Annotated in this window: 15 protein-coding genes; 3 read left to right on the top strand and 12 right to left on the bottom strand. The window is 63.3% G+C overall.

What is annotated here, in order from left to right; genetic code table 11:
• Positions 1-43: 43 nt before the first annotated feature.
• Both RCH21_RS03300 and RCH21_RS03295 read right to left on the bottom strand, forming a co-directional pair.
• Complete coding sequence (locus tag RCH21_RS03300; RefSeq protein ID WP_120147672.1) at positions 44-424, bottom strand: HesB/IscA family protein; 381 nt, start codon at positions 422-424, stop codon at positions 44-46.
• A gap of 156 nt (positions 425-580) precedes the next feature.
• Positions 581-2,005: a dipeptidase gene (locus tag RCH21_RS03295; protein WP_326963166.1), complete on the bottom strand. Its 1,425-nt coding sequence runs from the start codon at positions 2,003-2,005 to the stop codon at positions 581-583.
• A gap of 133 nt (positions 2,006-2,138) precedes the next feature.
• Here RCH21_RS03295 and RCH21_RS03290 point away from each other — a divergent pair, with 133 nt between their 5' ends.
• Positions 2,139-2,729 (top strand): DUF3043 domain-containing protein, encoded by a 591-nt coding sequence (locus RCH21_RS03290; protein ID WP_326963165.1) that lies wholly within the window; start codon positions 2,139-2,141, stop codon positions 2,727-2,729.
• 56 nt (positions 2,730-2,785) lie between these two features.
• On the opposite strand, the gene RCH21_RS03285 is transcribed toward RCH21_RS03290, so the two are convergent.
• A complete protein-coding gene (locus tag RCH21_RS03285; protein ID WP_326963164.1) occupies positions 2,786-3,865 on the bottom strand; it encodes a quinone-dependent dihydroorotate dehydrogenase in 1,080 nt (359 codons plus the stop codon).
• Positions 3,866-3,956: 91 nt separating this feature from the next.
• Here RCH21_RS03285 and RCH21_RS03280 point away from each other — a divergent pair, with 91 nt between their 5' ends.
• Positions 3,957-5,138 carry an alpha/beta hydrolase gene (locus tag RCH21_RS03280; RefSeq protein WP_326963163.1) on the top strand — a complete coding sequence of 394 codons (1,182 nt, stop codon included), beginning with the start codon at positions 3,957-3,959 and terminating at the stop codon, positions 5,136-5,138.
• Between the two features lie 314 nt (positions 5,139-5,452).
• Here RCH21_RS03280 and RCH21_RS03275 read toward each other — a convergent pair whose 3' ends face one another.
• From RCH21_RS03275 to leuA, 9 genes are all read right to left on the bottom strand, one after another.
• Positions 5,453-6,613, bottom strand: a complete 1,161-nt coding sequence (locus RCH21_RS03275) for a glycosyltransferase (RefSeq protein WP_326963162.1) — start codon at positions 6,611-6,613, stop codon at positions 5,453-5,455.
• Positions 6,610-8,106: a glycosyltransferase family 39 protein gene (locus tag RCH21_RS03270; protein ID WP_326963161.1), complete on the bottom strand. Its 1,497-nt coding sequence runs from the start codon at positions 8,104-8,106 to the stop codon at positions 6,610-6,612. The genes RCH21_RS03275 and RCH21_RS03270 overlap by 4 nt, the downstream gene beginning before the upstream one ends.
• 201 nt (positions 8,107-8,307) lie before the next feature.
• Positions 8,308-9,591 (bottom strand): glycosyltransferase, encoded by a 1,284-nt coding sequence (locus RCH21_RS03265; RefSeq protein WP_326963160.1) that lies wholly within the window; start codon positions 9,589-9,591, stop codon positions 8,308-8,310.
• A 50-nt stretch (positions 9,592-9,641) separates the two neighbouring features.
• The gene (locus tag RCH21_RS03260; RefSeq protein WP_326963159.1) at positions 9,642-10,307 is read right to left on the bottom strand and encodes a hypothetical protein; all 666 of its coding nucleotides are present in this window, start codon (positions 10,305-10,307) and stop codon (positions 9,642-9,644) included.
• Positions 10,304-12,832, bottom strand: coding sequence for a galactose oxidase early set domain-containing protein (locus tag RCH21_RS03255; protein WP_326963158.1), 2,529 nt, complete (start codon positions 12,830-12,832; stop codon positions 10,304-10,306). The genes RCH21_RS03260 and RCH21_RS03255 overlap by 4 nt, the downstream gene beginning before the upstream one ends.
• A 2,128-nt stretch (positions 12,833-14,960) precedes the next feature.
• Complete coding sequence (locus tag RCH21_RS03250; protein ID WP_120148031.1) at positions 14,961-15,350, bottom strand: MmcQ/YjbR family DNA-binding protein; 390 nt, start codon at positions 15,348-15,350, stop codon at positions 14,961-14,963.
• Between the two features lie 662 nt (positions 15,351-16,012).
• A complete protein-coding gene (locus RCH21_RS03245; RefSeq protein ID WP_326963157.1) occupies positions 16,013-16,819 on the bottom strand; it encodes an isoprenyl transferase in 807 nt (268 codons plus the stop codon).
• Positions 16,816-17,562 carry a DNA repair protein RecO gene (recO, locus tag RCH21_RS03240; RefSeq protein WP_182976891.1) on the bottom strand — a complete coding sequence of 249 codons (747 nt, stop codon included), beginning with the start codon at positions 17,560-17,562 and terminating at the stop codon, positions 16,816-16,818. The genes RCH21_RS03245 and recO overlap by 4 nt, the downstream gene beginning before the upstream one ends.
• Positions 17,563-17,674: 112 nt before the next feature.
• Positions 17,675-19,417, bottom strand: a complete 1,743-nt coding sequence (gene leuA, locus RCH21_RS03235; RefSeq protein WP_326963156.1) for a 2-isopropylmalate synthase — start codon at positions 19,415-19,417, stop codon at positions 17,675-17,677.
• 229 nt (positions 19,418-19,646) lie between these two features.
• On the opposite strand from leuA, the gene RCH21_RS03230 reads away from it, so the two are divergent.
• The gene (locus RCH21_RS03230; protein ID WP_326963155.1) at positions 19,647-21,605 is read left to right on the top strand and encodes a M13 family metallopeptidase; all 1,959 of its coding nucleotides are present in this window, start codon (positions 19,647-19,649) and stop codon (positions 21,603-21,605) included.
• The last annotated feature ends 78 nt before the right edge of the window (positions 21,606-21,683 follow it).

Raw genomic sequence — 21,683 nt, 5'->3', positions numbered from 1 at the left:
CGGAACACACGTCATCCGTGATGTTCCGGGCCTCTGCAGCGTGTTAGTGGAAGGAATCTCCACAGGCGCAGGAGCCGCCTGCGTTCGGGTTGTCGATGGTGAATCCCTGCTTCGAGATGGTGTCCTCGAAATCGATGGACGCCCCGGAGAGGTATGGAACGCTCATCTTGTCCACGATGACCTCGACACCCTCGAAGTCCCGGACGGCGTCGCCGTCGAGAACCCTCTCGTCGAAGTAGAGCTGGTAGATCAGGCCCGAGCAGCCACCCGGCTGAACGGCGACGCGCAGTCGCAGGTCGGTCCGTCCTTCCTGTTCGAGGAGGCTGCGAACCTTGCCGGCAGCGACGTCGGACAGGTCGACCTCGTGCACGGGGAGCTCGGTGGACTCCTGGAGGGACCCGGTCTCGGTGGTCGATGTGCTCATAGTGTTTCTCCTAGCTCGGGCCACACCGTGGTGTGTCCGCTCTCAGTGCTGTCCGCGGTGTCGCGCGCACGGCTTCGTTCCATGGTACGCCGGACGTGCTTCTGTCATAACGGGCGGAGGGCCGGAAACATTTCCACCCGCCGGGCCCCGTGCATCTCAGGTGCGCGACAGCCCGCCGGCGTTGATCCGCGCCAGGAGGATCGCCTCGGCAAGGACCGCTTTCCGGAACTCATCGAGGTGGAGCGACTCGTTCGCGCTGTGCGCCCTGGAATCCGGGTCCTCGACGCCGGTGATGAGGATCTGGGCCGAGGGGAAGAGCTCGGTGAGGTCGGCGATGAAGGGGATGGAACCACCCATCCCCGCCTCGACGGCCTGAACGCCCCATGCCTCCTCGAGCGCCTCGAGCGCGAGGCGCGATGCCGGCTCGGTGGTGTCCGTCCGGAAAGGGCTGCCGGTCTCCCCCGGCGTGAAGGTGACCTTGGCCCCGAACGGGGCGTGGGACTCGACGTGCGCGCGGACGGCATCCATGGCGGCTGCAGGCTCCTGCCCCGGAGCGAGCCGGAGGCTGAACTTGGCGCGGGCGCGTGGAAGGAGAGTGTTCGAGGACAGCGCAACGCTGGGGATGTCCATGCCGATGATGGACAGCGCCGGCTTGTGCCAGAGCCGCGACGCGATGGACCCTGTTCCCGCCAGTTGCACGCCGTCGAGCACGGAGGCATCCGAACGGTAGTCCTGCTCGGCGTAGTCGACCGTCGCGTGGTCACCGCTCGTGAGGCCCGCGATCGCCACGTCCCCGGCGTCGTCATGCAGTGTCGCGATGAGCCGTGCAAGGAGGGTCGGGGCGTCGAGCACTGGACCGCCGAACATGCCGGAGTGCACGGCGTGGTCGAGCACCTGCACCTCGATGGTGCCGTCGACCAGGCCCCGAAGACTCGTGGTGAGGGCAGGCACGCCGACCTTCCAGTTGCTCGAGTCGGCAACAACGATGACGTCGGCCTCGAGATCGTCCCGATACGTCTCGAGGAAGGATCGGAACGTCGGGGATCCGGCTTCCTCCTCACCCTCGATGAAGAGTGTCACGCCGACCCCGAAGGAGTTCCCCAGGACCTCGGTGAGGGCCCCGAACGCTCCGATGTGCGCCATGATGCCGGCCTTGTCATCGGCGGCGCCACGACCGTAGAGCCTGCCGTTTCGTTCGGTCGCCACGAAAGGCTCCGACTCCCAGAGGTCAGGGTCTCCAGGCGGCTGGACGTCATGGTGTGCGTAGAGGAGCACGGTCGGCTTGCCGTCGGCGGCCACACGGCGGGCGACTACGGCAGGTCCTCCGGGGACGCCGTCGTTGTCGACGCGCAGGATGCGCACGTCCTCGATCCCGATGCTGCGGATCAGCTCCGCGACGGCCTCGGCGCTGTGATCGAGTTCATGCGCGTCGAAGGCTTCCCACGCGATGCCCTGGATGGCCACGAGGCCGGACAGCTGCTCGACGATCCGCGGGAAGGCCGCGTCGACGCTGGCTCGCAACTGCTCACCGACGTCGGCCGGATCGGGCTGGTGCTCGGAAGAGGGGTTCTTGGAGGTCATGCCAGAACCCTACACATGGCCAACGGAGGGCTGGGCAGATGGACTCAGCCCGGTGGAGCGGGCCGCGCCGCGTCGCTCCGACGTATCCGACCGCTCGGGATGGCACTGCCACTCGAGCCGGTATCCTGAGGGTGTGTTCGGACGAAAAGAAAAGACCCCCGCTGCCCAGGAAGTCGTCGACAGCGCTTCACACACCCAGGAAGCCCTGCGCGCACAGGGCAAGCGCGCACCAACGCCCAAGCGCAGCGTGCAGGAGGCCGCCCGCAAGCGACCCCTTGTACCCAATGATCGCAAGGCTGCCCGCGAGCAGAGCCGCTCGTCGGTGCGGGACGAGCGGGCGAAGATGCGCCAGGCACTCGATACCGACGACGAGAAGTACCTGCCCCTCAGGGACAAGGGCCCCAGCCGGCGCTACATCCGCCAGTTCGTCGACGCCCGCGTGAACGTGGGTGAGTTCCTGATGATCGCGGCCCTCGTCTTCGTGATCCTGAGCTTCTTCCAGTCGCTCGCCGTGCAGAGCGCGGTGCTGATGGCGTTCTGGGTCCTCATCGTCGCGGTGATCGTAGACTGCATCCTGCTGCGCCGCTCACTGAAGAAGAAGCTCACCGGGAAGTTCGGTGCGCCCAATCAGGGCGATCTCTGGTACGGCGTGACCAGGGCGCTCCAATTGCGACGCCTGCGACTGCCGAAGCCCCAGGTGCGGCGAGGCCAGTACCCCGTCTGACGCTCCTGCGTCGGCAGCTCCACCAGGTCGGCAGCTCTATTAGCTCGGCAGCTCCATCAGGGTGACAGCCGGCGTGAGCGCTCCAGCCCCCGATTGATGCGGCGCGCCCAGAAGGGACCTTCGTAGAGGAAGGCGGTGTAGCCCTGGACGAGCGTGGCCCCCGCATCCAGCCGCTCCGACACGTCCTCGGGCGTCTCGACTCCTCCCACGGCGACGATCGCCAAGCCGTCACCGACTGCGGATCGGAGCCGTTTCAGGACCTCGAGTGAGCGCGCCTTCAGTGGAGCGCCACTGAGCCCGCCGACACCCTTGGCTATTACCGTCTCAGCATCCGTGGTCAGGTTTTCCCGGGTGATGGTGGTATTCGTCGCGACGATGCCGTCGAGACCCAGATCGAGGGCGAGCGCTCCGACGTCGTCGATGTCCTGGTCGGTGATGTCGGGAGCGATCTTGACGAGGAGCGGTACGTGGCGTCCCGCCGCCGTGTCGGCGGTGCTCCGTACGGCCTCGAGCAGTGGCCTCAGCGACTCCACGCTCTGTAGCAGCCGGAGTCCGGGCGTGTTCGGCGAGGAGACATTGACGACGAGGTAATCGGCCACCGGTGCCAGCTGCTCGGTGCTGACGAGGTAGTCGGCGATCGCGTCGACGAGCTCCACCTTCTTCGTCTTCCCGATGTTCACTCCCACCACTGGGCGCATCCGCACTCCGTAGCGTCGAGCCAGCCTCTGCCGGGCGGCACGCAGGCGGGGGGCGACGGCGGCGGCACCGTCGTTGTTGAACCCCATGCGGTTGATGACGGCACGATCCTCGACGAGCCGGAAGAGACGCGGAGCCGGGTTGCCCGGCTGCGCCTGGCCGGTGATCGTCCCGATCTCCACGTGTCCGAAGCCGAGTGCCGTGAGCGAAAGCACTCCCTTTCCTGCTTTGTCGAACCCTGCGGCGAGCCCGAACGGCGACGGGAAGTCCATTCCGAAGGCGGTGGTCGCCAGACTTCGGTGGGGCGCGCAGAAGCGGCGAAGTCCCCAGCCGGCAGGGGTGAGATCCACGGCCCGGATGAGCGCGAACCCGATCCTGTGGGCCCTTTCGGCGTCCATTCCGGAGAAGACGAGCCGGAAGAAGGTCGGGTAGAAGCGCATGCACCCAGAATTCCATGTGGGAGGGGCGGGCACCAAGTCGCAGCCCATGCCCCGCTGGGTCGCGCCTGTGGCCCGAAGGTAGGGTCGCATCATGGACGAGCTCTGGTCGGAGGACATTCTCGGCGCAGACTTTCGCGCCCTGACGCTACCGCTGGAGCCGGACGACGAGGGACAGCGCGTCGCGACGCTCGTGGCGTACGAGCCGGAGGGATCCAGGCTCCCCGGGTCGGAATCCGGCCGGCTCGGGCCCGAACCCCTGCTGCCTGAGCCGGAAGCCCGCCTGCGCGACGACCAGCCTCCCGTCCGCGCCGTCCTGTACCTCCACGGCTTCAGCGATTACTTCTTCCAGGTCGAGTTGGCCGGGACATTGCACGAGCGCGGGTGGGCGTTCTTCGCGCTCGATCTGCACAAGTACGGCCGGAGCCTGAGGCCGGGCCAGACACCGGGCTTTGCTACGTCCCTCGACGACTACGACGCCGACCTGGAGGCAGCCATCGCAGCCCTCCGACGGCGCCTGGCGAAACGGGCTGCGGAACGCTCGGTCCAGCTCCAGGATCCGCATTTGGATCTGCACCAGGAGTGGAAGCGGTCGCCGGATCCTGCCCCGTCGCCGGTCGTCGAACTGGTGCTCATGGCCCACTCCACAGGCGGTTTGACCGCTGCCCTCTGGGCTTCGAGGAACCCCGGTAGGATCGCGGGCCTGGTGCTCAACAGTCCCTGGCTCGACACGCAGGGCAGCGCCCTGCTGCGCAGCGCCGCCCAGGGAATCCTCGACACGGTCTCACGCCTCCGGCCGAAAGCCCGACTACGGCTTCCCGAACTGGGTCTCTACTTCAGGAGCATCAGTGACACGCGGGACGGCGAGTGGACCATAGATCCCGCGTGGCGCCCCGAAACGGGTTTCCCCATCCGGGCAGGCTGGCTCGCTGCCGTCCTCGCCGGGCAGGCGACCCTCGCCCGCGGTATCTCCATCGAGGCGCCGGTGCTCGTCCTCTGCTCGACAGCATCGACCATCAGCGCCACCTGGAACGATGCGATGCTCGAGACCGACACCGTTCTCGATGTGACCCCGATGGTGCGCCGGGCCGCGGAGCTCGGCCGGTGCGTGACGATCCGTCGGCTACCGGGCGCCATGCACGACGTCTTCCTCTCGCGGCGCGACGTGCGCAGGGCCGCCATCGACGCTGCTGCCTGGTGGCTGGACGCCTACGTTCCCACCCAAAGCTCACACTCTCCGATGGCGGTGACCGCTTCAGATGACGACCGCGGCTGACCACAGCACGTGATCGCCACGATCGGCGCTAGGACCTCGAGGGCTGCAGGCGAATCAGCAGAAGGATGGCCTCGTGCCGAATTACCACGGGGCTCCCATTCGCGTTCTGCGCGACGGCGTCCTACAGGACCTCAAGGTCGCTCCGGCACACTGTGGAGTCAATCAACTGAGCCTCACCGACCACACCTCGGACGTAGGCACAGGGTAAGCGCGCGTGTGTGCTTCGTAGCGGTGAGTCGAACCCAGCGGATGGTGCCACCTGCATCCTCAGTGGCTTGCGAGCGTTGCTCGGCATGGAGAGGTGCTGTCGCTCACTATGGCCGGGATGGGCTGACGGTTTCCAGGGCGAGCCGGGTAGGGATTTGATCTGCAGGTATTACATCGTCGGGGAGTGGCTTGATTCTTGGCCGTGCAAGGTAGACCACCTTGGTGTGGAACAGATATCTCAGCCCGAAGGCAGCTGCGAGGGTTCCTGCCTGCGCTAGCACGCTGTTGATGAGGAGCATTTCTACGAGAAGCACCAGGACGGGTAAGCGGAGTAGTGCTTCGGCGTTGTTGAATCCTACGGATTGCAGGAATCGTTTGTGGGTGCTGGCAGCCCTGTGAAGTGCCCCGTTGAAGACCAGCTTCTCCTGCATGAGGAAGTTCGACAGGATGGTGATTTCGGCTGCTGCGATAGCCGCTACGACGTAGTGGACATCGAGGAACAGCAGCGCGGTCATGATCAACAGATTCAGGAGGGTACCGATGGCTCCGACGACGGCGAAGAGACCGATGCGTCCCATTCGGAGTTCTCCTACTTGTCGGATGAAGTGCAGGCCCTGACCTATGGAGGCTTTCGATGTTCCCGCAGAGCGGCGCCCGAAAATGAAGGGCACCTCAACAATCTTCAAGCGTTGCCTGGAAAGAATTTCCAACAGGACCTTGAAGCCGCTGGGTTGAAGTGCTGCCATGTCGATGCTGCTTTTTCGTATTGCGAAGAACCCGGTCATTGGATCGGAGCAATCTTTGAGCCGGACCGGGAATAGGGAACGGGTTACCAGGGTTGCTGACGCCGACACCATGCGGCGGTAGGTTCCGGAGAGTCCTGCGTTGCTGCCTCCTTCCCCGCAGTATCGGGAGGCAAGTGCGACGTCGCTGGCCGTATTCTCCAGCTGGGACAGCAGTACCGGAATCATTTCAGGTGGGTGTTGAAGATCACCGTCCATAACCAGGCAGTATTCTGCGTCACTGGCGGTGATACCGTCGATAACCGCTCCACTCAGGCCACCGGAGGGATGGTCGCGGTGGATCATACGAACCGGGAGGGTCGAGTTCACTGCCGCGTCCTGGATAGTTGAGGGGGTTGAGTCGGTGGAATCGTCGACGAAAATAAGTTCAGCTTCAATGCCTAGGCAGGCTGTCGTGGTTCGCTGAACAAGTTCATGGATATTCGGGGCTTCATTAAACGTCGGCACGATCACTGATAGCTTCATGGCGTTCCCCTGACGGCCAGTTCTTCAAGCGGCACTGTCATTTTGTTGATGCTCCACTCTCCGAAGGTTTTCACGGGTACTGAGTTCTCCAGCACTTTGCCCGTACGGGTAAGACCCAGGTTTTCGATATTGGCCCGGACCGTGGGGCCCACCACGATGTAATCCACGTCCCGCCAGCTTCCGGGATGTACTTGATCGAATTGAGCATCGAGGTCTGGTTTCTCGACGGCAATCATGCTCCAGGGGTCATCCCAACCGCTTGAGTTCAGGTCATGCCACATCGAGTAAGGAGCGAGCACGACATCCTCGCGGGACACATTGTCCTGAACCCACATCATGGTGTTCTTCCAGTCGGTGTTGGTTTCGGCCGTCAGGAGTTCGCGGTCCTGTTCAAACCACTGCGGCATGGACATCAGTACCAGGGATCCACCGAGCGCTACCACGAACAATCCGCGAAGGGGATTCTTGAGCCCAACATGGTGCCGCCATAGCTTCTCAGTACCGCTCCAGGCGATGTCGACGCCGACGCCGACGGCGAGGGCGAGGAACGGGATGACGGCGATGATGTACATGGCGGGCAGATACCCCTGCCCGAGAACGATCGGTAACGCGAAGAGTGCGACAGCCAGGGTGATGGCTCGAGAGTTGCGACGAAACAGGCAGACAAGTGCTGCGATAAGGCCCGCCGTGATGAGGTACTTGTCGAAGTAGAGCCAACCGGTCAATAGTTCCGCCCGGCTCGAGCCGGTCTCGAAGATGGTCCCCGATCCCGATCGCTCAAGGAATTGGAAGGTCAGCGCTTCCTGAAGAGACACGTGGTCGGGCCCGGCAAGGAGTTCGTTGCGTAGCAGTGCAGCCAGTGGATAGAACGCAAGGACCAGCGCACCGACGGCGAGGAATCCCACGACCGAGAACGCCCTGTTACTCCAACGGGGGCGGTTGATGAGGGTCAGCAACAGGGCGGGCCCGAAGATGGCCAGTGTTTCCTTGGACAGAACGGCGATGGCGAAGCATGTGCCCGCGAAGACGTGGTGTCCCAGCGCGTGGCGTGAACTCAGCGCTAGGTAGAACGCGAGCAGGACCCAAGGGACAGCGACATTATCGAGATAAACCTGCCGGCCCAGAACCAGGGACAGCGGGGAGAGGATGAAAACAACTGTTGTCAGCGCGGCAAAGGGAATACGGACGGTGAGGCGGCGCGCCAGCATGTAGAGGAGGATCGCGCTGGAAACGAAGAACGCGGCGATGACGTACCGGGTGGCGCCGATCGCGGTGCCATCTCCAAGGTCGAACAGCATTGGGATCCAGTTCAGGGCCGCGATCTGAATCCATCCAAGCGGCGGATGGTCGTACCAGTAGGTGTAGGGGGCCAGTGTGCCCTTGTGGACGGAAAATGCCTGCGCCGTGTAGGTTCCCTCGTCGTCCTGGTAGCTGGGGGCGCCGGTGAGATTCCACAGGCTGAAGACCACGGCCATGATGAACAGCGCTGCCATGACAAGGCGGTCCTGGCGGGTCAGGCGTCTGAGCGTGAATGAGTGGCGGGCGTCTAACGGAGCTTTGTGTGCGGGTCTGATTCCCTGATCGGGAGGCCGAACAGGGGGTCGAAGTTCCAGCAGTGCCATGGGTTATCTCCTGTGGGTGCGCCCAACTGACCGTGGTCCGAGAAGGGCGGAAGAGTGCATTGGATGGTGAGGTCAGGACTGCGCGACGGCGGCCTGTTCGATATAGACGAGGTGCGAGCCTGCGTGGCTGGTTTTTTCCCATCTGAAATCTCCGCGCTGAAACTTCACCAATGCGCGCAGTGCAGAGTAGGCCAGGATCACTTGGTAGAACGGCGTGCCGACGATGAGTCGGAAATAGTCATAGGAAGACAACTCGAAGCGGTGGTCCCGGCCGAATTCGCGAAGCATGCACAGGTCGAAGGCGATGGTGGCGAATGTGGGAATGAGGGGCAGGAACGCTATCAAGGTGACAATGAGCGGAAAATTTCCCCAGACGGCGGCGATGATCGCGACAGGGATGCATACACCGGCGAAGGCCATGAAGTGCTGTTGCATCAGAGTCCACCAGGCGATCAGACGCATACGCCGGGTCGGCAAGGCTTTCCAATCGCCTTTGGCGAAGACCTGCATGAATCCCAGGGACCACCGTGTGCGTTGCCGGATGAGGGTGCCCACCGAATCGGGGGTCTCTTCGCGGGTCACCAGTTCTGGTGAGTAGGCGACGACAATGCGTCTACCGAGGGTGGACAGCCTGACCCCTAGGTCGCAGTCCTCAGCCAAGCAGGAACCATCCCACCCACCGACCGCGTTGAGGAGTTCACGTTTGATGAAGACAGTGTTACCGCCCAGCGGGATGAAGCCCTGCCGGGAGTGGGCATGCAGCCTGGACCGGAACCAGGTGAAGTATTCAAGACAGTTGCGCAGCGAGTACCACGTGTCGCGGTAGTTGATTAGTTGCACTGCGCCCTGCACGACGTCGGCATTCCGGGCCATGAAGACACTGTCGATATGGGACAGCAGGGCTTTCGCGGCAATCGACTCGGCGTCGAAGACGCCCACGACGTCATTGCGACAGGTCTCCAGGGCACGGTTGAGCTGGAGCGGCTTGTTCTTGGTCTCGTTGCTATCCACACTGACTCGGACGAGTTCGGGGAACTCGTTGGCCAGACGGTACGCCGTCGCTACTGTTTCGGGATCGTCGTGGCCTACTGAGATAATGACTTCTTTTTTTGAGTGGGTTTGGGTCAGGAGCGCTGCCAAGGTGGCCCTCATGACGTCCTCGCGCTCGTTTCTGCAGGGCATGATGAGTGAAAATGAGACGCTTTCGGTCTCCAGCAGCCCGCTGTAGGAGGTCCGGACCTGAGTTTTCGGATCCCACCACGCGTAGGTGTTGAGGTAGAGCGTGGACGAGGCGATGGCGAACAAAGCAAGGGCTACAACGACGACGACTGTGCTTGCCAGGACGACAGAAACCATTTGTGTACTCCGATGAGAAGATTGGGACGCGCAGTGGGCAGGAGTAGCGGTTAGTCGTTGATGCCGCAGGCTGTTCCGTCGCCGTTGGTATCCAGGCGTTGCGGGTCGACCCCTGCTTGGCGGAGCGGAAGGCCCTCGGCGAAGTAGGTGCGAGCCTCCCTGCAGGACCAGGAGTGCGGCATCGTTGCCGGATCCTGGCCGGCTTCCTTCATGTGCTTGAGGTGTGCGCTCATGCTGGGTGGAACCCCGGGGAGGCATTGGCCATCAGCGCCGTACTCGATCAGGCAGCCACCCAAACCGTCGGACACGTCCGTCAGCACCTGCTGCGGGTCGACCGGCCCGCGCTCGGTGAGCCCTGACGCACGATCGGGCCGGTTCCCTGTTTCCTTACCGTTGCTGGCTCTACCATCAGTCGCCTCTGCTCCTGCGTCAGCGAGGGACTTTTCAGGCTGACCCCCGAGGATGACCGCCGGGTTTCGCTTGTCCTTAGCCAGCGCCTGACCGGAAGGGGTCTTGCCAGGATTTCCTGCCTGCGGTGCCATGGCGGCGCTGCCTGCCGCTGCGGGAGCATCGATGGTCTGTACCGCGGAGATCCCTGCCCCAGGGATCGCTACCGCTGTGGCTGCCCCTGCAAGAGAGAGCAACGGGATCCACCGTTTCTTCTCGCGGTCCCCTGTTAGATCTGGTGATGTCTTAGCGGTGCGTGTTCGTTTCATGAGATCCATACCCACTTTGCGATGCTCGGGACGCCATTGGTGTCAAGGACCGAGAGCATGTACGGCCCCGGTGGAAGAAGGTTCGGGTTGACGGGTATTCGCGCCGTGCGCGCGTTTCCACTTCCCGTCAGAGGAAGATCGACCAGGCGTGCGTTGGTGTCGGTCTGGTGAGTGGCTGACATTGGCGCGATGAGTGAGGCCGAGGTGACAGTGCCGGTGACACCGAGCGCGATGTTTTGCCCGTACGTCCCCTGGGCGGGGGCACTGGTCACAGTGGGCCGTGTCCCCTTGAAGAGGTACGGCGGGCTGTAGACGGAGATTCGCAGGTCAAAAAAGTTATCGGCCGGGTTGGACCCCAGAACCGCGACCTTGCCGTTGGGTAGGAGGATCGACGAGGAGTGATAGTTCCGCCCCACCGGATCGGCAGCGACGGACTGCCAGCTGTTGGTGCCCGGTTTGTAGATGGCCGCTGACTGCACGTTCTCCGCACGGTTTTGTTTCGCACCGTTCGCCGCCAGGACTGTCCGGTCGGGGAGGTTGACTAGATTTACATAGGCTTTGCCGGCGCCGGGTAGGTCAGGTCCTGGGACGTAGGCGGGAACGGGCTGGTTGAGGTCGATGATGTCGACGAGGTTGATCGCCGGCGTATTCCCATCGGTATTGCCGCCGCCGACGATCATCAGTTTCTGGTCCTGGGCGGGGCCGACGAAAACCGAGCCGGCCTGGTCGCGCATGTCCTTCTGCCGCAAGCCCGGTATGTCCCAGATTTTGGCGGTCTCCCAGTCATAAAGGCTTGCACCGGTTCCGGGTAGACCGTTTCCGAAGGTGTGAGCTCCGGTGTAGAACATCTTTCCGTCATCCAGGAGGAACATGTGCGGATAGGTGCCCCAGAAGCTATAGGTTTGCGGCACTTGATTCTGCGGCAACCAGCTCTTGGTCTTGCTCGAGAACATTTCGGTAAGGACGGTTCCCTCGGCGTTCTCGTTAAGTCCGCCGGCTAACCAGATATCACCGTTTCCGAGCTTGGTCAGTGAGGGGTACCAGTGTGCTCCGGTCATGTCTGCCAGTTGGTGGAAGGTGTCATCGGCCGGGTCGAAGTAGTAGCTTCTATCTGAACCTTTGAAAGTATTCGGGCCCTGATCCTCGGCGGGGAATGCTTCGGTACCGCCGGCCAGGAGAACCTTGCCGTCTGGCAAAGTGACATGCCCGGCGCAGAACATGTCGTAGGGAACCGGGATCTTCTTGAATGCGTTGCCTTCCGGCGTCCAGATGACCGCACGGAACTGGCCGGCAGCGAATTTTGCTCCGTCGTTACCCGAACCGGCGATGAGCAGCAGCCGCCCATCGGTCAGCAGCGTTGAGTGGATCGCACGGATCGGCAGCTGCGTTGTGAGGACATCCCAGGAGCCCTCCAGCTCCGCTCCTCCCGCCGGCGGGACGACTTCAGCCCGAGGTTTCTTCATCGAGTAATTCGTGGTGTTCAGGGTTCCGTTGCCGCCGATCGATAGACCGAAGGATATTCGGTCCACACCGGCTGGAATCAGGGGTGTGCGGGCCGTAGCGGTGGTCCAGTTGGCGACAGCGGGCAGCGCCTTGAGGTCGGTCCAGTACTGCCACCCGTTGATGGTGTGGGTGAAGACGCTGAAACCCGTCAGCCCCGTCGCGGTGGTTCTGTAGTCCACTGAAAGGTCGTACTGTTGGCCCGCTGCCACCGTTGGGGCACAACCAGCGCCTTCGGACTGCAGCAATTTCGCGTCTCCCGACACGTGTCCGCTTATCGTGAACTGGAAAGACCTGGCACCAGCCGGAGAATTCGCCGGAACATCGGTAGAAACGAGGGAGCTTGCCTGACGCTGTCCCCATCCAGCTACCTGATGACATGCTGGGATGTTGGCACCTCCGGCCAGACTTCCATTCACGATGAGCTCGTCAGTAACTGGTGGCGGATCGATTACCTGCCGGAAAGAATAATCGTCCGTGGTCAGTGATCCATTGGCGCTTAGTGAAAGCCCGAAGATGACCTGGTCCGTTCCCTCCGGGATAACCGGAGTAGGGGCCTGGGCTAGAGTCCACCCGGTCGCGGCAGGGACTTGCTCAACGTTGCCCCAGTAGCTCCAGCCCTGCGCGGTGTGCCGGAACATCGTGAGCGACACTGGCGCTGACGACTTGTACCAAACCTGCATGTCGTAAGTGAGGCCGGCGGTTACCTTCGGGGCGCATTGGGCGTTCTCGGCCTGGAGGAGCTTCCGGTCCCCTGCCTGATAACCCTGGATGCTCAACGAAACGGAGCGGCCACCGGCGCGTCCGGGCTGGAACGCCCAAGCAGCTTCTGTTCCCCAACCTGATCGTGAGAAGCAGGAAGGATCGTTGGTGCCTTGCTCCAGAGAAGGATTGACGATCAGGTTGTCGCCCGCTGCAGCGCGAGCCGGTGAATCCGCAGCAGGGATGACCACGAAGAAACTGGCGATAAGGGCGCAGATGAGAGCAACGAAAGCGGATGGACGCCGACCTGCCAGCGGCTTCACGTCCAGCCACCGCCCAAGGAAGCTCGTGGCCTACCGTAAGGCGGCCATGACAGCAAGAAGCGCCTTACTGGCATCATCGATAACAGTCTTCGAACCACCAGCATGAGACCTCCGTTAGGGGACGCACTACCCGTGAGAGTGCGGGCGAAAGAAACTTGATCGGTTTGTACGGCTTCCAGGAAAGCCATCCAGGCGCATATAAGCCGCTAGGAAGTTGTAACCTCGAGCACTTAGCGACGAGGGGATTGCGGGAATTCGATCCGGACGTCACCGGGAGATTCACTTCAGAACTCCGGACAAATGAGGATCCCTGTCGGTGCAGCAAACAGAAGCCTCAAGTTCGAGCGGATCGCACCTCGATCGATGTGCAGTTGACAGCATCCGATCGAGATCCCAAATCAGAGAATATGAGCAACGAAAGACACCGGCCCGAGTAACGCTTACCTGAATTCACAGCTGAAATACGCGGCTGCGGTACTTGACCAGGGAAGGCCGAATACTCGTAAACATCACAATGTGGAATTGTGGGTTAACAATGAGTGAACTAATTACTCCTTGGATTAACACCAGTGAAATAGCTACTGTGGAATGCTGGCGTCCGTAAATGAGACGAAGTGGCGTCTCAGGTCTGCGCGCCGGGACATTCTCGTCGTGACGATGCTCGACCGGTTGGGCCGCTCGGCTCGGAACCTCGAGGAATTCGTCGACGGACTTCCGAAGTAGAGAGTCGGCCCGAGGCGCTCACCAGGGCATCGCCACGACAGCCCCGGCGGGCGCTAGTTCTTCCACATGCTCTCCGCGATCGCGGACTCCGACCGCGATCTCATAGTTGACTGCGCAAAGGACGGTCTTTCTGCAGCCAAGGTTCGCGGCGCAAGGGTGAAGGCCGGCTCGGGATGACTCGGACGAGATCATTGCAAACAGGCCGATGTACGACGAAAGGAGGCACCCGGCTGCTGCTCTTCCAGTGATACGGCGTCGACTCATGAAGCGTGATCCGTGAGGCGTGTACTCGAGTCCGCGGTGGGCGTCCTGCGGGCAGTAGTGACGACCGACATTGGCGGTGCGGGCCCGGTACCAACAGCCCTCGGGCAAGGCCTGCCTTCGGCACGTTTCGTGGCGGCCCGGCAGATACAGCACTGCGCCAGGGCCGGATCATCCAAGGTCTTGCCCTGGTTGATCAAAGCGGGTGAGCCCGTCGTACTGAGCGTGCAGGTGAGCGTCGGTGTTGTTCATGAAGGGTCGGACATGACGCTGCCCCGTTGAAGAGGGCAGAGACCGTCTCGTTGCAAGGTAGAACCCCGGGCAAAAATCTTTTCCCACTGAACTATCGAGGGACCATATAATTTTTTTGGTCCTGCAGGGCGGCCGCCAGAAAACTCTAGCCGCGGGGCACGCTTATGAATTACAAACTTCGAGCTCTCATCAAGATCGACCTCGAGGACAGATCTGCTGGCATTCATGTCACGGGATGCTTCACATCAACCAACTACCGGGCTCTTGTACCGGTGATCAGGCGTGCATACGCCCTACCAGGTCACCCCGAGGTAACGGTCGATATCTCTCGGGCCAAGCACGTGGACCCGAGCGCCGCCGCCCTGCTTGAAGCCGCCTGCGCAGCACTATCCTTGCCCAGCCCGACCAGGGTCATACGCATCATCAAGTCCGAGCACATGAATCAAATTGCAAGCGTTGCCGGACTGGTCCCAGGCAATTCGGCCTCGGTCATGTCACAGGTGTCCTAGCCCCACCGCCATTGTTGTTCTTGCCGAGGGACCGCGCACCTGCGAACCAGCGTCACAGTATCAGCTGCAGCCCAACGGGGTAATGATGATTCACGTATGGGCGAACTAACCAGTGGAAACACTCCGTCTTGTTCGTATGCGGATACGGGACACATCAATTTATTCGAAGAACGGATTCCCGCCCGGCACTGTTCACCACTCCCCCGCAGGCCAATAGATGACCACTATTCGGCGACCAGCCGCTGACCGACATAAGCTGCTGCTGCGTATGGGCGTGGCGGCATCGACCCGATAGCAGGCTATTGCACTCAAGGGCCGGCAAGCAGATCCTCCACCGGCACACCGCTTACCGCAGGCGCGTGAGAGTGTCCCTCTCGATGCAATCAGGTGCCCGAGGGCTGACCGAAGGTGGTCGGGTCTACGGGCTGTTGGTTCTTGGGCAATTTTTCGAGGACGAGGAGGTATGACTCGGTCACGAGGTCTTCGACGAGCGTGGCTTCTATCCGGCCGTTGGGATGGAGGGTGATCCAGTGCTTCTTGTTCATGTGGTAGCCGGGTGTGATGTCGTCGTAGGCCTCGCGGAGTAGGTGCGCGTCGCCTGGGGTCGCTTTGAGGATGACGATGGGTTCACCGGTGACCTCGGTGTGGAGCATGAATACTTTTCCACGCACCTTGTAGACGTCCCAGTCGGCACCGAAGGGGTGCGTAAGTTCGGCACCCGGGAGCTCACGCACCCGTTCGGAGGCCCTCTGTTGCAGTTCTTTTCCTTGCATGATGAGCACGGGGTTCCTCTGACTGATCAGGGTGTGACGACCACTTTACCGAGGCTGTGATCCTTTTCGGCGTCGTTGCCCCGCCGTCAACCGTAACGACCCATCGACGACAGCACTGCGGTCCCGCATGGAAGTGCAGGCGACAGGGTCGACAAGCGTAGTTGTGGAGGGTGGCCAAACTCCCTCGGTTACACATACGCGTCCGGGTCGAGCCAGGATGCCCTTTGATCGGTGAGGGTGTATCGCACTGGTGTGCCGCCCCGGCTCAGCACCCCGGCAGTACCGCACTGCGGGAATCATCGGCCATGGCGCGGTGCCGTCCGGGCACGCCTCCGACCCTCATAAACCTCATACCCGAAGAATCTGATGCACCTTTTAGAACATGAATGGGCTGCTCAGGGTTCAGGCAGAGTGGTTGGTCTTCCTACGTGGTTGAACGCCGTTGGCAGTCATCAGCACCTGGGGGCGTCCTTCTCGGCCGACGGCAGAAATTCGTAGGTGTACGTCGAGACGGCCATGGGCGAGTCCGCACGTCCCAGCGCGTCCCGATCGGTGTGCTCGTTCTTGCTGCCACGGAAGGATGCCCACTGTTTCTTTGAACTGGAAGTTTGAGCTTGTCATCGAGCAGAAGGACGTCGAAGTGCACCTGCCGGACAAGCCGCTCAGGAGGACGATTCCCTGCCGGCCGCAGCCTGGTCCACCGCTCCCCCGAATCGGCGATCGCGTGCGGCATACTCCTCGATGGCCCGCCACAGAGTCCGCCGATCGACATCGGGCCACAGCGTGTTCATGAACACCATCTCGGCGTAGGCGGACTGCCACAGCATGAAGTTGGACAGCCGCTGCTCGCCCGATGTCCGGAGGAACAGGTCGACGTCGGGGAGGTCTGGTTCGTCGAGGTATCGCTGGATGGTCTTCTCGCTGACCGAGGAAGCCTTCAGCGTCCCTGCAGCTACATCCTCGGCGATCGCCCTCGCTGCGTCGGCGATCTCCGCGCGTCCACCGTAATTCACGCACATGGTCAGGGTGCACGTCGTGTTGTGCACGGTGTGCCGCTCAGCTTCCTCCAGCTCGCGGATGACCGATTGCCACAGCTTCGGACGGCGCCCGGACCACCGGATACGGACACCCCACTGGTCGAGCTGGTCCCGCTGTCGTCGCAACACGTCCTTGTTGAAGCCCATCAGGAAGCGCACCTCATCGGGTGAGCGCTTCCAGTTCTCGGTGCTGAACGCGTAGACCGATACATGCTTGACGCCGATCTCGATCGCGCCGGCCATGACGTCGAGCAAGGCCGCTTCACCGGCCTTATGGCCTTCGGTGCGGGGCAATCCGCGCTCGTTGGCCCATCGGCCGTTGCCGTCCATGACAATTGCCACGTGCTCCGGCACGAACTGACGCGGGATGGACGGAACCTGCTCCCCGCTGGGGTGCGGCCAGGGCGCCACGGGACGCGAGGAGTTCCTCATACACGCTCCACATATTTGAGGGAGGGGACCCCGCGTTCGAGGTGCCACTGAACGTAGGCGCCGACGAGTCCGGCGGCTTCGCGGCGGGCTCCGGCATCCGAGGCATCGGCGATGGTCCAGTCACCGGTGAGGAGCGCCCCGAGCAATTCCATGGCGGCGGTCGATGGCGAAGCGGATCCCGGCGGCCGGCACGTCGGGCATACTGCTCCTCCGAGCGGCGCCGAGAAGGCTGAGTGGGGGCCGGGTGCTTCGCACCGTGCGCAGTTGGTAAAGCTGGGTGCCCATCCCGCCGTCGCCAGCGCCCTCAGCAGGTAGGAGTCGAGGATCAGTTCGGAGGGATGCAGATTGCGGCTGAGGGCCGAGAAGGCCCCCGCAACGAGGGCGTACTGCGCTCCTCCGGCCTCGCCGATGTCGGTCAGCCGTTCGGCCGTCTCGGCGATCGCCGTGGCGGCCGTGTAGCAGCCGTAATCGGAGGCGATACCGTGCCCGTAGGCGCCCTTGGTCTCGGCCTGCGTGATGACATCGAGGCTGCGGCCGTGGGCGAGTTGCAGGTCCACCGACATGAAGGGCTCGAGCCGTGAGCCGAACTTGCTGCTGGTTCGGCGAACACCCTTGGCCACCGCGCGCACCTGGCCCTGGTCCCGTGTCAGCAGGACGATGATGCGGTCCGCCTCACCGAGCTTGTACGTACGCAGCACCACACCGATGGTGCGGTAGGTACGGGATGCTATCGAGGAGGGCACTCCAATATTCTCCCACCTGCCACCCCCGCGGCAGCCGATCGGCGCGGGGACGGCAGGAGGACGGGTGACGCCCGGGCTACCGCCGAGGACCGCCAGGTGAGAACCGATCCGATCAGGCGGCGTCGCGGATGGCCCGGTTGACAGCCGAGACAACGGCTTTGAGGGCCGCCATGGTCGTATTCGCGTCGATGCCGACACCCCACAGCACGCGCTCCCCCACCGCACATTCCACATATGCCGCGGCGCGCGCGTTGCCACCCGAGGACAGGGCGTGCTCGGTGTAGTCGAGGACACGGACGTCCACGCCGTCCTCGCTGAGGATGGTCAACAGGGCGTCGATGGGACCATTGCCCTGGGAACTTTTCCGCTGCTGCACGCCGTCGACGAGGAGCGTCGCGACGAGCTTGAACGAGCCGTCCTCGGCCGTGTCCGTGTTGACCGAGGTCAGCTCGTAGTGGCCCCAGGCCTCCGATCCGCCGTCGGCGCGCGTCGGCAGGTACTCGTCCTGGAAGACGGACCACAACTGGGCGCCGCTGACCTCGCCGCCCTGCGTCTCGGTGCGGCGCTGTATGACGCCGGAGAATTCGATCTGCGCCCGGCGCGGCAGGTCGAGGCTGTGCTCGTGCTTGAGCAGGTAGGCCACGCCTCCCTTGCCGGACTGGGAGTTCACGCGGATGACGGCCTCGTAGGAACGTCCGATGTCCTTGGGGTCGATCGGCAGGTACGGGACGGCCCAGGGCAGATCGTCGACGCCGACGCCCGCCTCGGCGGCGTCGCGCTCCATGCTCTCGAACCCCTTCTTGATGGCGTCCTGGTGCGACCCGGAGAATGCCGTGAACACGAGGTCCCCGCCGTAGGGCGAACGCTCGGGGACGCTGAGCTGGTTGCAGTACTCCGCCGTGCGCCGGATGGAGTCCATGTCGGAGAAGTCGATCTGCGGATCGATTCCCTGACTGAAGAGGTTCATGCCGAGCGTCACCAGGTCGACGTTTCCGGTCCGCTCGCCGTTGCCGAAGAGGCACCCCTCGATGCGGTCTGCGCCCGCCAGGTACCCCAGCTCCGCTGCGGCCACGCCCGTACCCCGGTCATTGTGCGGGTGCAGCGACAGGATGATGCTGTCCCGATCCGCGAGGTTTCGGCTCATCCACTCGATCGAGTCGGCGTAGATGTTCGGTGTCGCCATCTCGACCGTGGCGGGCAGGTTCAGGATCATCTGCCGGTCCGCGGAAGCCTCGAAGACGGCGGACACCTCGTTGCTGATCCGTGCCGCGAAATCGAGTTCCGTACCCGTGAAGGATTCCGGTGAGTACTCGTAGGTGATCAGCGTGTCGCCCATGTTCTCCTCGAACTTGCGGCACATGCGGGCACCCTGCACGGCGATGTCGATGATGCCGTCGCGGTCCTGGTTGAAGACCACCCGGCGCTGCAGGACGGACGTCGAATTGTAGAGGTGCACGATCGCCCGGTCCGCCCCCTCGAGGGACGCGTAGGTCCGCTCGATGAGGTGCTCCCGTGACTGGGTCAGCACCTGGATGGTGACGTCGTCGGGGATGCGATCACCCTCGATGAGCTGGCGGACGAAATCGAAATCGGTCTGCGAGGCCGACGGGAATCCGACCTCGATCTCCTTGTAGCCCATGCGCACGAGGAGATCGAACATCTTGTGCTTGCGTTCGGGGTTCATCGGGTCGATCAGGGCCTGGTTCCCGTCGCGGAGGTCGACCGCGCACCAGCGCGGTGCCTTCGTGATCACGCGGTCCGGCCAGGTGCGATCAGGGAGCTCGACCGTGATCTGGTCCTGGAAGGGAACGTACTTGCCGAACGGCATACCCGAGGTCTTCTGAGCGTTGTCCATGGAAATCGGCCTTGTCTGTGGGAACTGAGTGTGCTGGCGGCCGGGCATCGCGGACTCCGCGGCGAGGGGTGGCCAGTAGCTCTGAAAGTCCTAGATGGCCTCGCCGCGGCACCGAAGAAGAGTCTTGTGTGCGCGCACCTTTTCACCATAGCACGGCACATAGGATGGGTTTCGGGGCGCCCGGACGGGTGCCGTCCTGCGCCGCACCATGGAGAATCAGGAAGCGATTATGACGATCAGCACTCTCGATCCAGCCAATCTCGACGGAACGGTCCGTCCCCAGGACGATCTTTTCCGGCACGCCAACGGCGTCTGGCTGAAGGACGCCGTCATTCCCGATGACCGCCCGCTGGCAGGTTCCTTCACCGCTCTGCGTGACGCCTCCGAACTCGCTGTCCGCGCCATCATCGAGGACGCTGCATCGCGGTCCGGTGACGATACGGCGGACGCGATCGACGCAAAACTGGGCACGCTCTACGCGGACTTCATGGACACCGACCGCATCGCGTCCGAGGGAATCTCCCCGATCATGCCGCTGCTCGAGCGCATCGCCGCAGTCGCGTCGGTCGGGGACCTGGTGGACCTCAGCGCCGGGCTGTCGCGCTCGGGGATCCAGGGCTTCCTTGCCCCCTACGTCAGCAACGACGCCGGCAACCCGGCACGCTACCTCCTGCACCTCTACCAGTCGGGCCTCGGCCTGCCGGACGAGTCCTACTACCGGGAGGACGGGTTCGCGGAGACCCGCGAGAAGTATCAGGACCTGCTCGAGCAGCTCTTCCAGCTAGCCGGTACCGATGACGCGCCAGGGGCGGCCGCGCGCGTCATGGCCCTCGAGACGCGCCTCGCCGCATCCTCGATGGGCTCGGTGGAGCGCAGGGATCCCCAGAAGACCTACAACCTGGTGAGGCACGACGACGTGGCCGGGCTCTCGACCCACCTCGTTCCGTGGCTCGCGATCGTGACCGACGCTCCGGACCAGGCCGGAGAACTCGTGGTCAACCAGCCGGACTTCGTCCGCGGACTCGATGCCGCGCTTCGCGAAGAGGAACTGGGCAGCTGGCGGGAGTGGCTCGTCAGCCGCGTACTGCTTCATGCCTCGGATTACCTCGACGACCGCTTCGTCCAGGCCACCTTCGCGTTCTACGGCACCCATCTCGCCGGAACTCCCCAGCTGAAGGACCGCTGGAAGCGCGGGGTGGCGCTGGTCGAGGGAGCGATGGGCGAGGCGATCGGCCAGCGGTACGTCGAACGGCACTTTCCGGCGACGCACAAGGCCGCGATGCTGACCCTCGTCGGAAACCTCATCTCGGCCTACGAGGCGAGCATCAGGGCTCTCACCTGGATGACCGACGAGACCCGGGTCAGGGCACTGCAGAAGTTGTCGCAGTTCACCACGAAGATCGGGTACCCGGAGGAGTGGATCGACTACGGTCTGCTCGACGTGCAGCCCTCGGATCTGTACGGCAACGTCCTCCGCGCTTCCGAGTTCGAACACAGCCGGCAGCTCGGCAAGCTGGGAGGCCCCGTCGATCGTGGTGCCTGGCTGATGACTCCGCAGACCGTCAACGCCTACTACATGCCGACGATGAACGAGATCGTGTTCCCCGCCGCGATCCTGCAACCGCCCTTCTTCGATATCGACGCCGATGACGCCGTCAATTACGGCGCCATCGGAGCCGTCATCGGCCATGAGATAGGCCACGGCTTCGATGACAAGGGCTCGCAGTTCGATGGCACCGGGATGCTTGCGAACTGGTGGAGCGAGGCCGACAGGGAGGAGTTCGACGAGCTCACGGGCCGCCTCGTCGCCCAGTACGCCGCTCTCGAACCGTCGGAAGTGCCGGGGCAGCCGGTGAACGGCGAACTGACCCTCGGCGAGAACATCGGCGACCTCGGGGGGCTCGGCATCAGCTACCGGGCGTACCTTCTCAGCCTCGGGGGCGAGGAGGCTCCCGTGATCGGTGGACTGACGGGCACCCAGCGGTTCTTCCTGTCCTGGGCCACGTGCTGGCAGCAGAAGATCCGCCCGGAGGAGGCAAAGCGACGCCTGACCGTCGATCCGCACTCCCCCAACGAGTTCCGGTGCAACCAGGTGATCCGGAACCTCGACGAGTTCCACGAGGCCTTCGGCGTCAGCGACCAGGATCGTCTGTGGCTCGACCCCGAAGAGCGCGTCAGGATCTGGTAGCTCCACCCCCGTCGGCACCCGTGCCGCGCTTCATCAGGCGGCACGGGTGGCAGGGCTTGCGGTCGACCGGCTGGTCGA

The sequence above is a fragment of the Arthrobacter sp. PL16 genome (assembly GCF_035985055.1).
Classification (GTDB): Bacteria; Actinomycetota; Actinomycetes; order Actinomycetales; family Micrococcaceae; genus Arthrobacter_D; species Arthrobacter_D cheniae.
Note: the sequence above shows the minus strand (reverse complement) of the source record. Positions and strands in the feature narration are given on the sequence as shown.

Coding starts and splice junctions, on each gene's coding strand:
- RCH21_RS03260 (WP_326963159.1), bottom strand. CDS start 10,307: ATGAAACGAACACGCACCGCTAAGACATCACCAGATCTAACAGGGGAC.
- RCH21_RS03275 (WP_326963162.1), bottom strand. CDS start 6,613: ATGAAGCTATCAGTGATCGTGCCGACGTTTAATGAAGCCCCGAATATC.
- RCH21_RS03285 (WP_326963164.1), bottom strand. CDS start 3,865: ATGCGCTTCTACCCGACCTTCTTCCGGCTCGTCTTCTCCGGAATGGAC.
- RCH21_RS03250 (WP_120148031.1), bottom strand. CDS start 15,350: ATGCAAGGAAAAGAACTGCAACAGAGGGCCTCCGAACGGGTGCGTGAG.
- RCH21_RS03300 (WP_120147672.1), bottom strand. CDS start 424: ATGAGCACATCGACCACCGAGACCGGGTCCCTCCAGGAGTCCACCGAG.
- RCH21_RS03280 (WP_326963163.1), top strand. CDS start 3,957: ATGGACGAGCTCTGGTCGGAGGACATTCTCGGCGCAGACTTTCGCGCC.
- RCH21_RS03270 (WP_326963161.1), bottom strand. CDS start 8,106: ATGGCAGCGCTGTTCATCATGGCCGTGGTCTTCAGCCTGTGGAATCTC.
- RCH21_RS03265 (WP_326963160.1), bottom strand. CDS start 9,591: ATGGTTTCTGTCGTCCTGGCAAGCACAGTCGTCGTCGTTGTAGCCCTT.
- RCH21_RS03245 (WP_326963157.1), bottom strand. CDS start 16,819: ATGAGGAACTCCTCGCGTCCCGTGGCGCCCTGGCCGCACCCCAGCGGG.
- RCH21_RS03295 (WP_326963166.1), bottom strand. CDS start 2,005: ATGACCTCCAAGAACCCCTCTTCCGAGCACCAGCCCGATCCGGCCGAC.
- RCH21_RS03230 (WP_326963155.1), top strand. CDS start 19,647: ATGACGATCAGCACTCTCGATCCAGCCAATCTCGACGGAACGGTCCGT.
- leuA (WP_326963156.1), bottom strand. CDS start 19,417: ATGGACAACGCTCAGAAGACCTCGGGTATGCCGTTCGGCAAGTACGTT.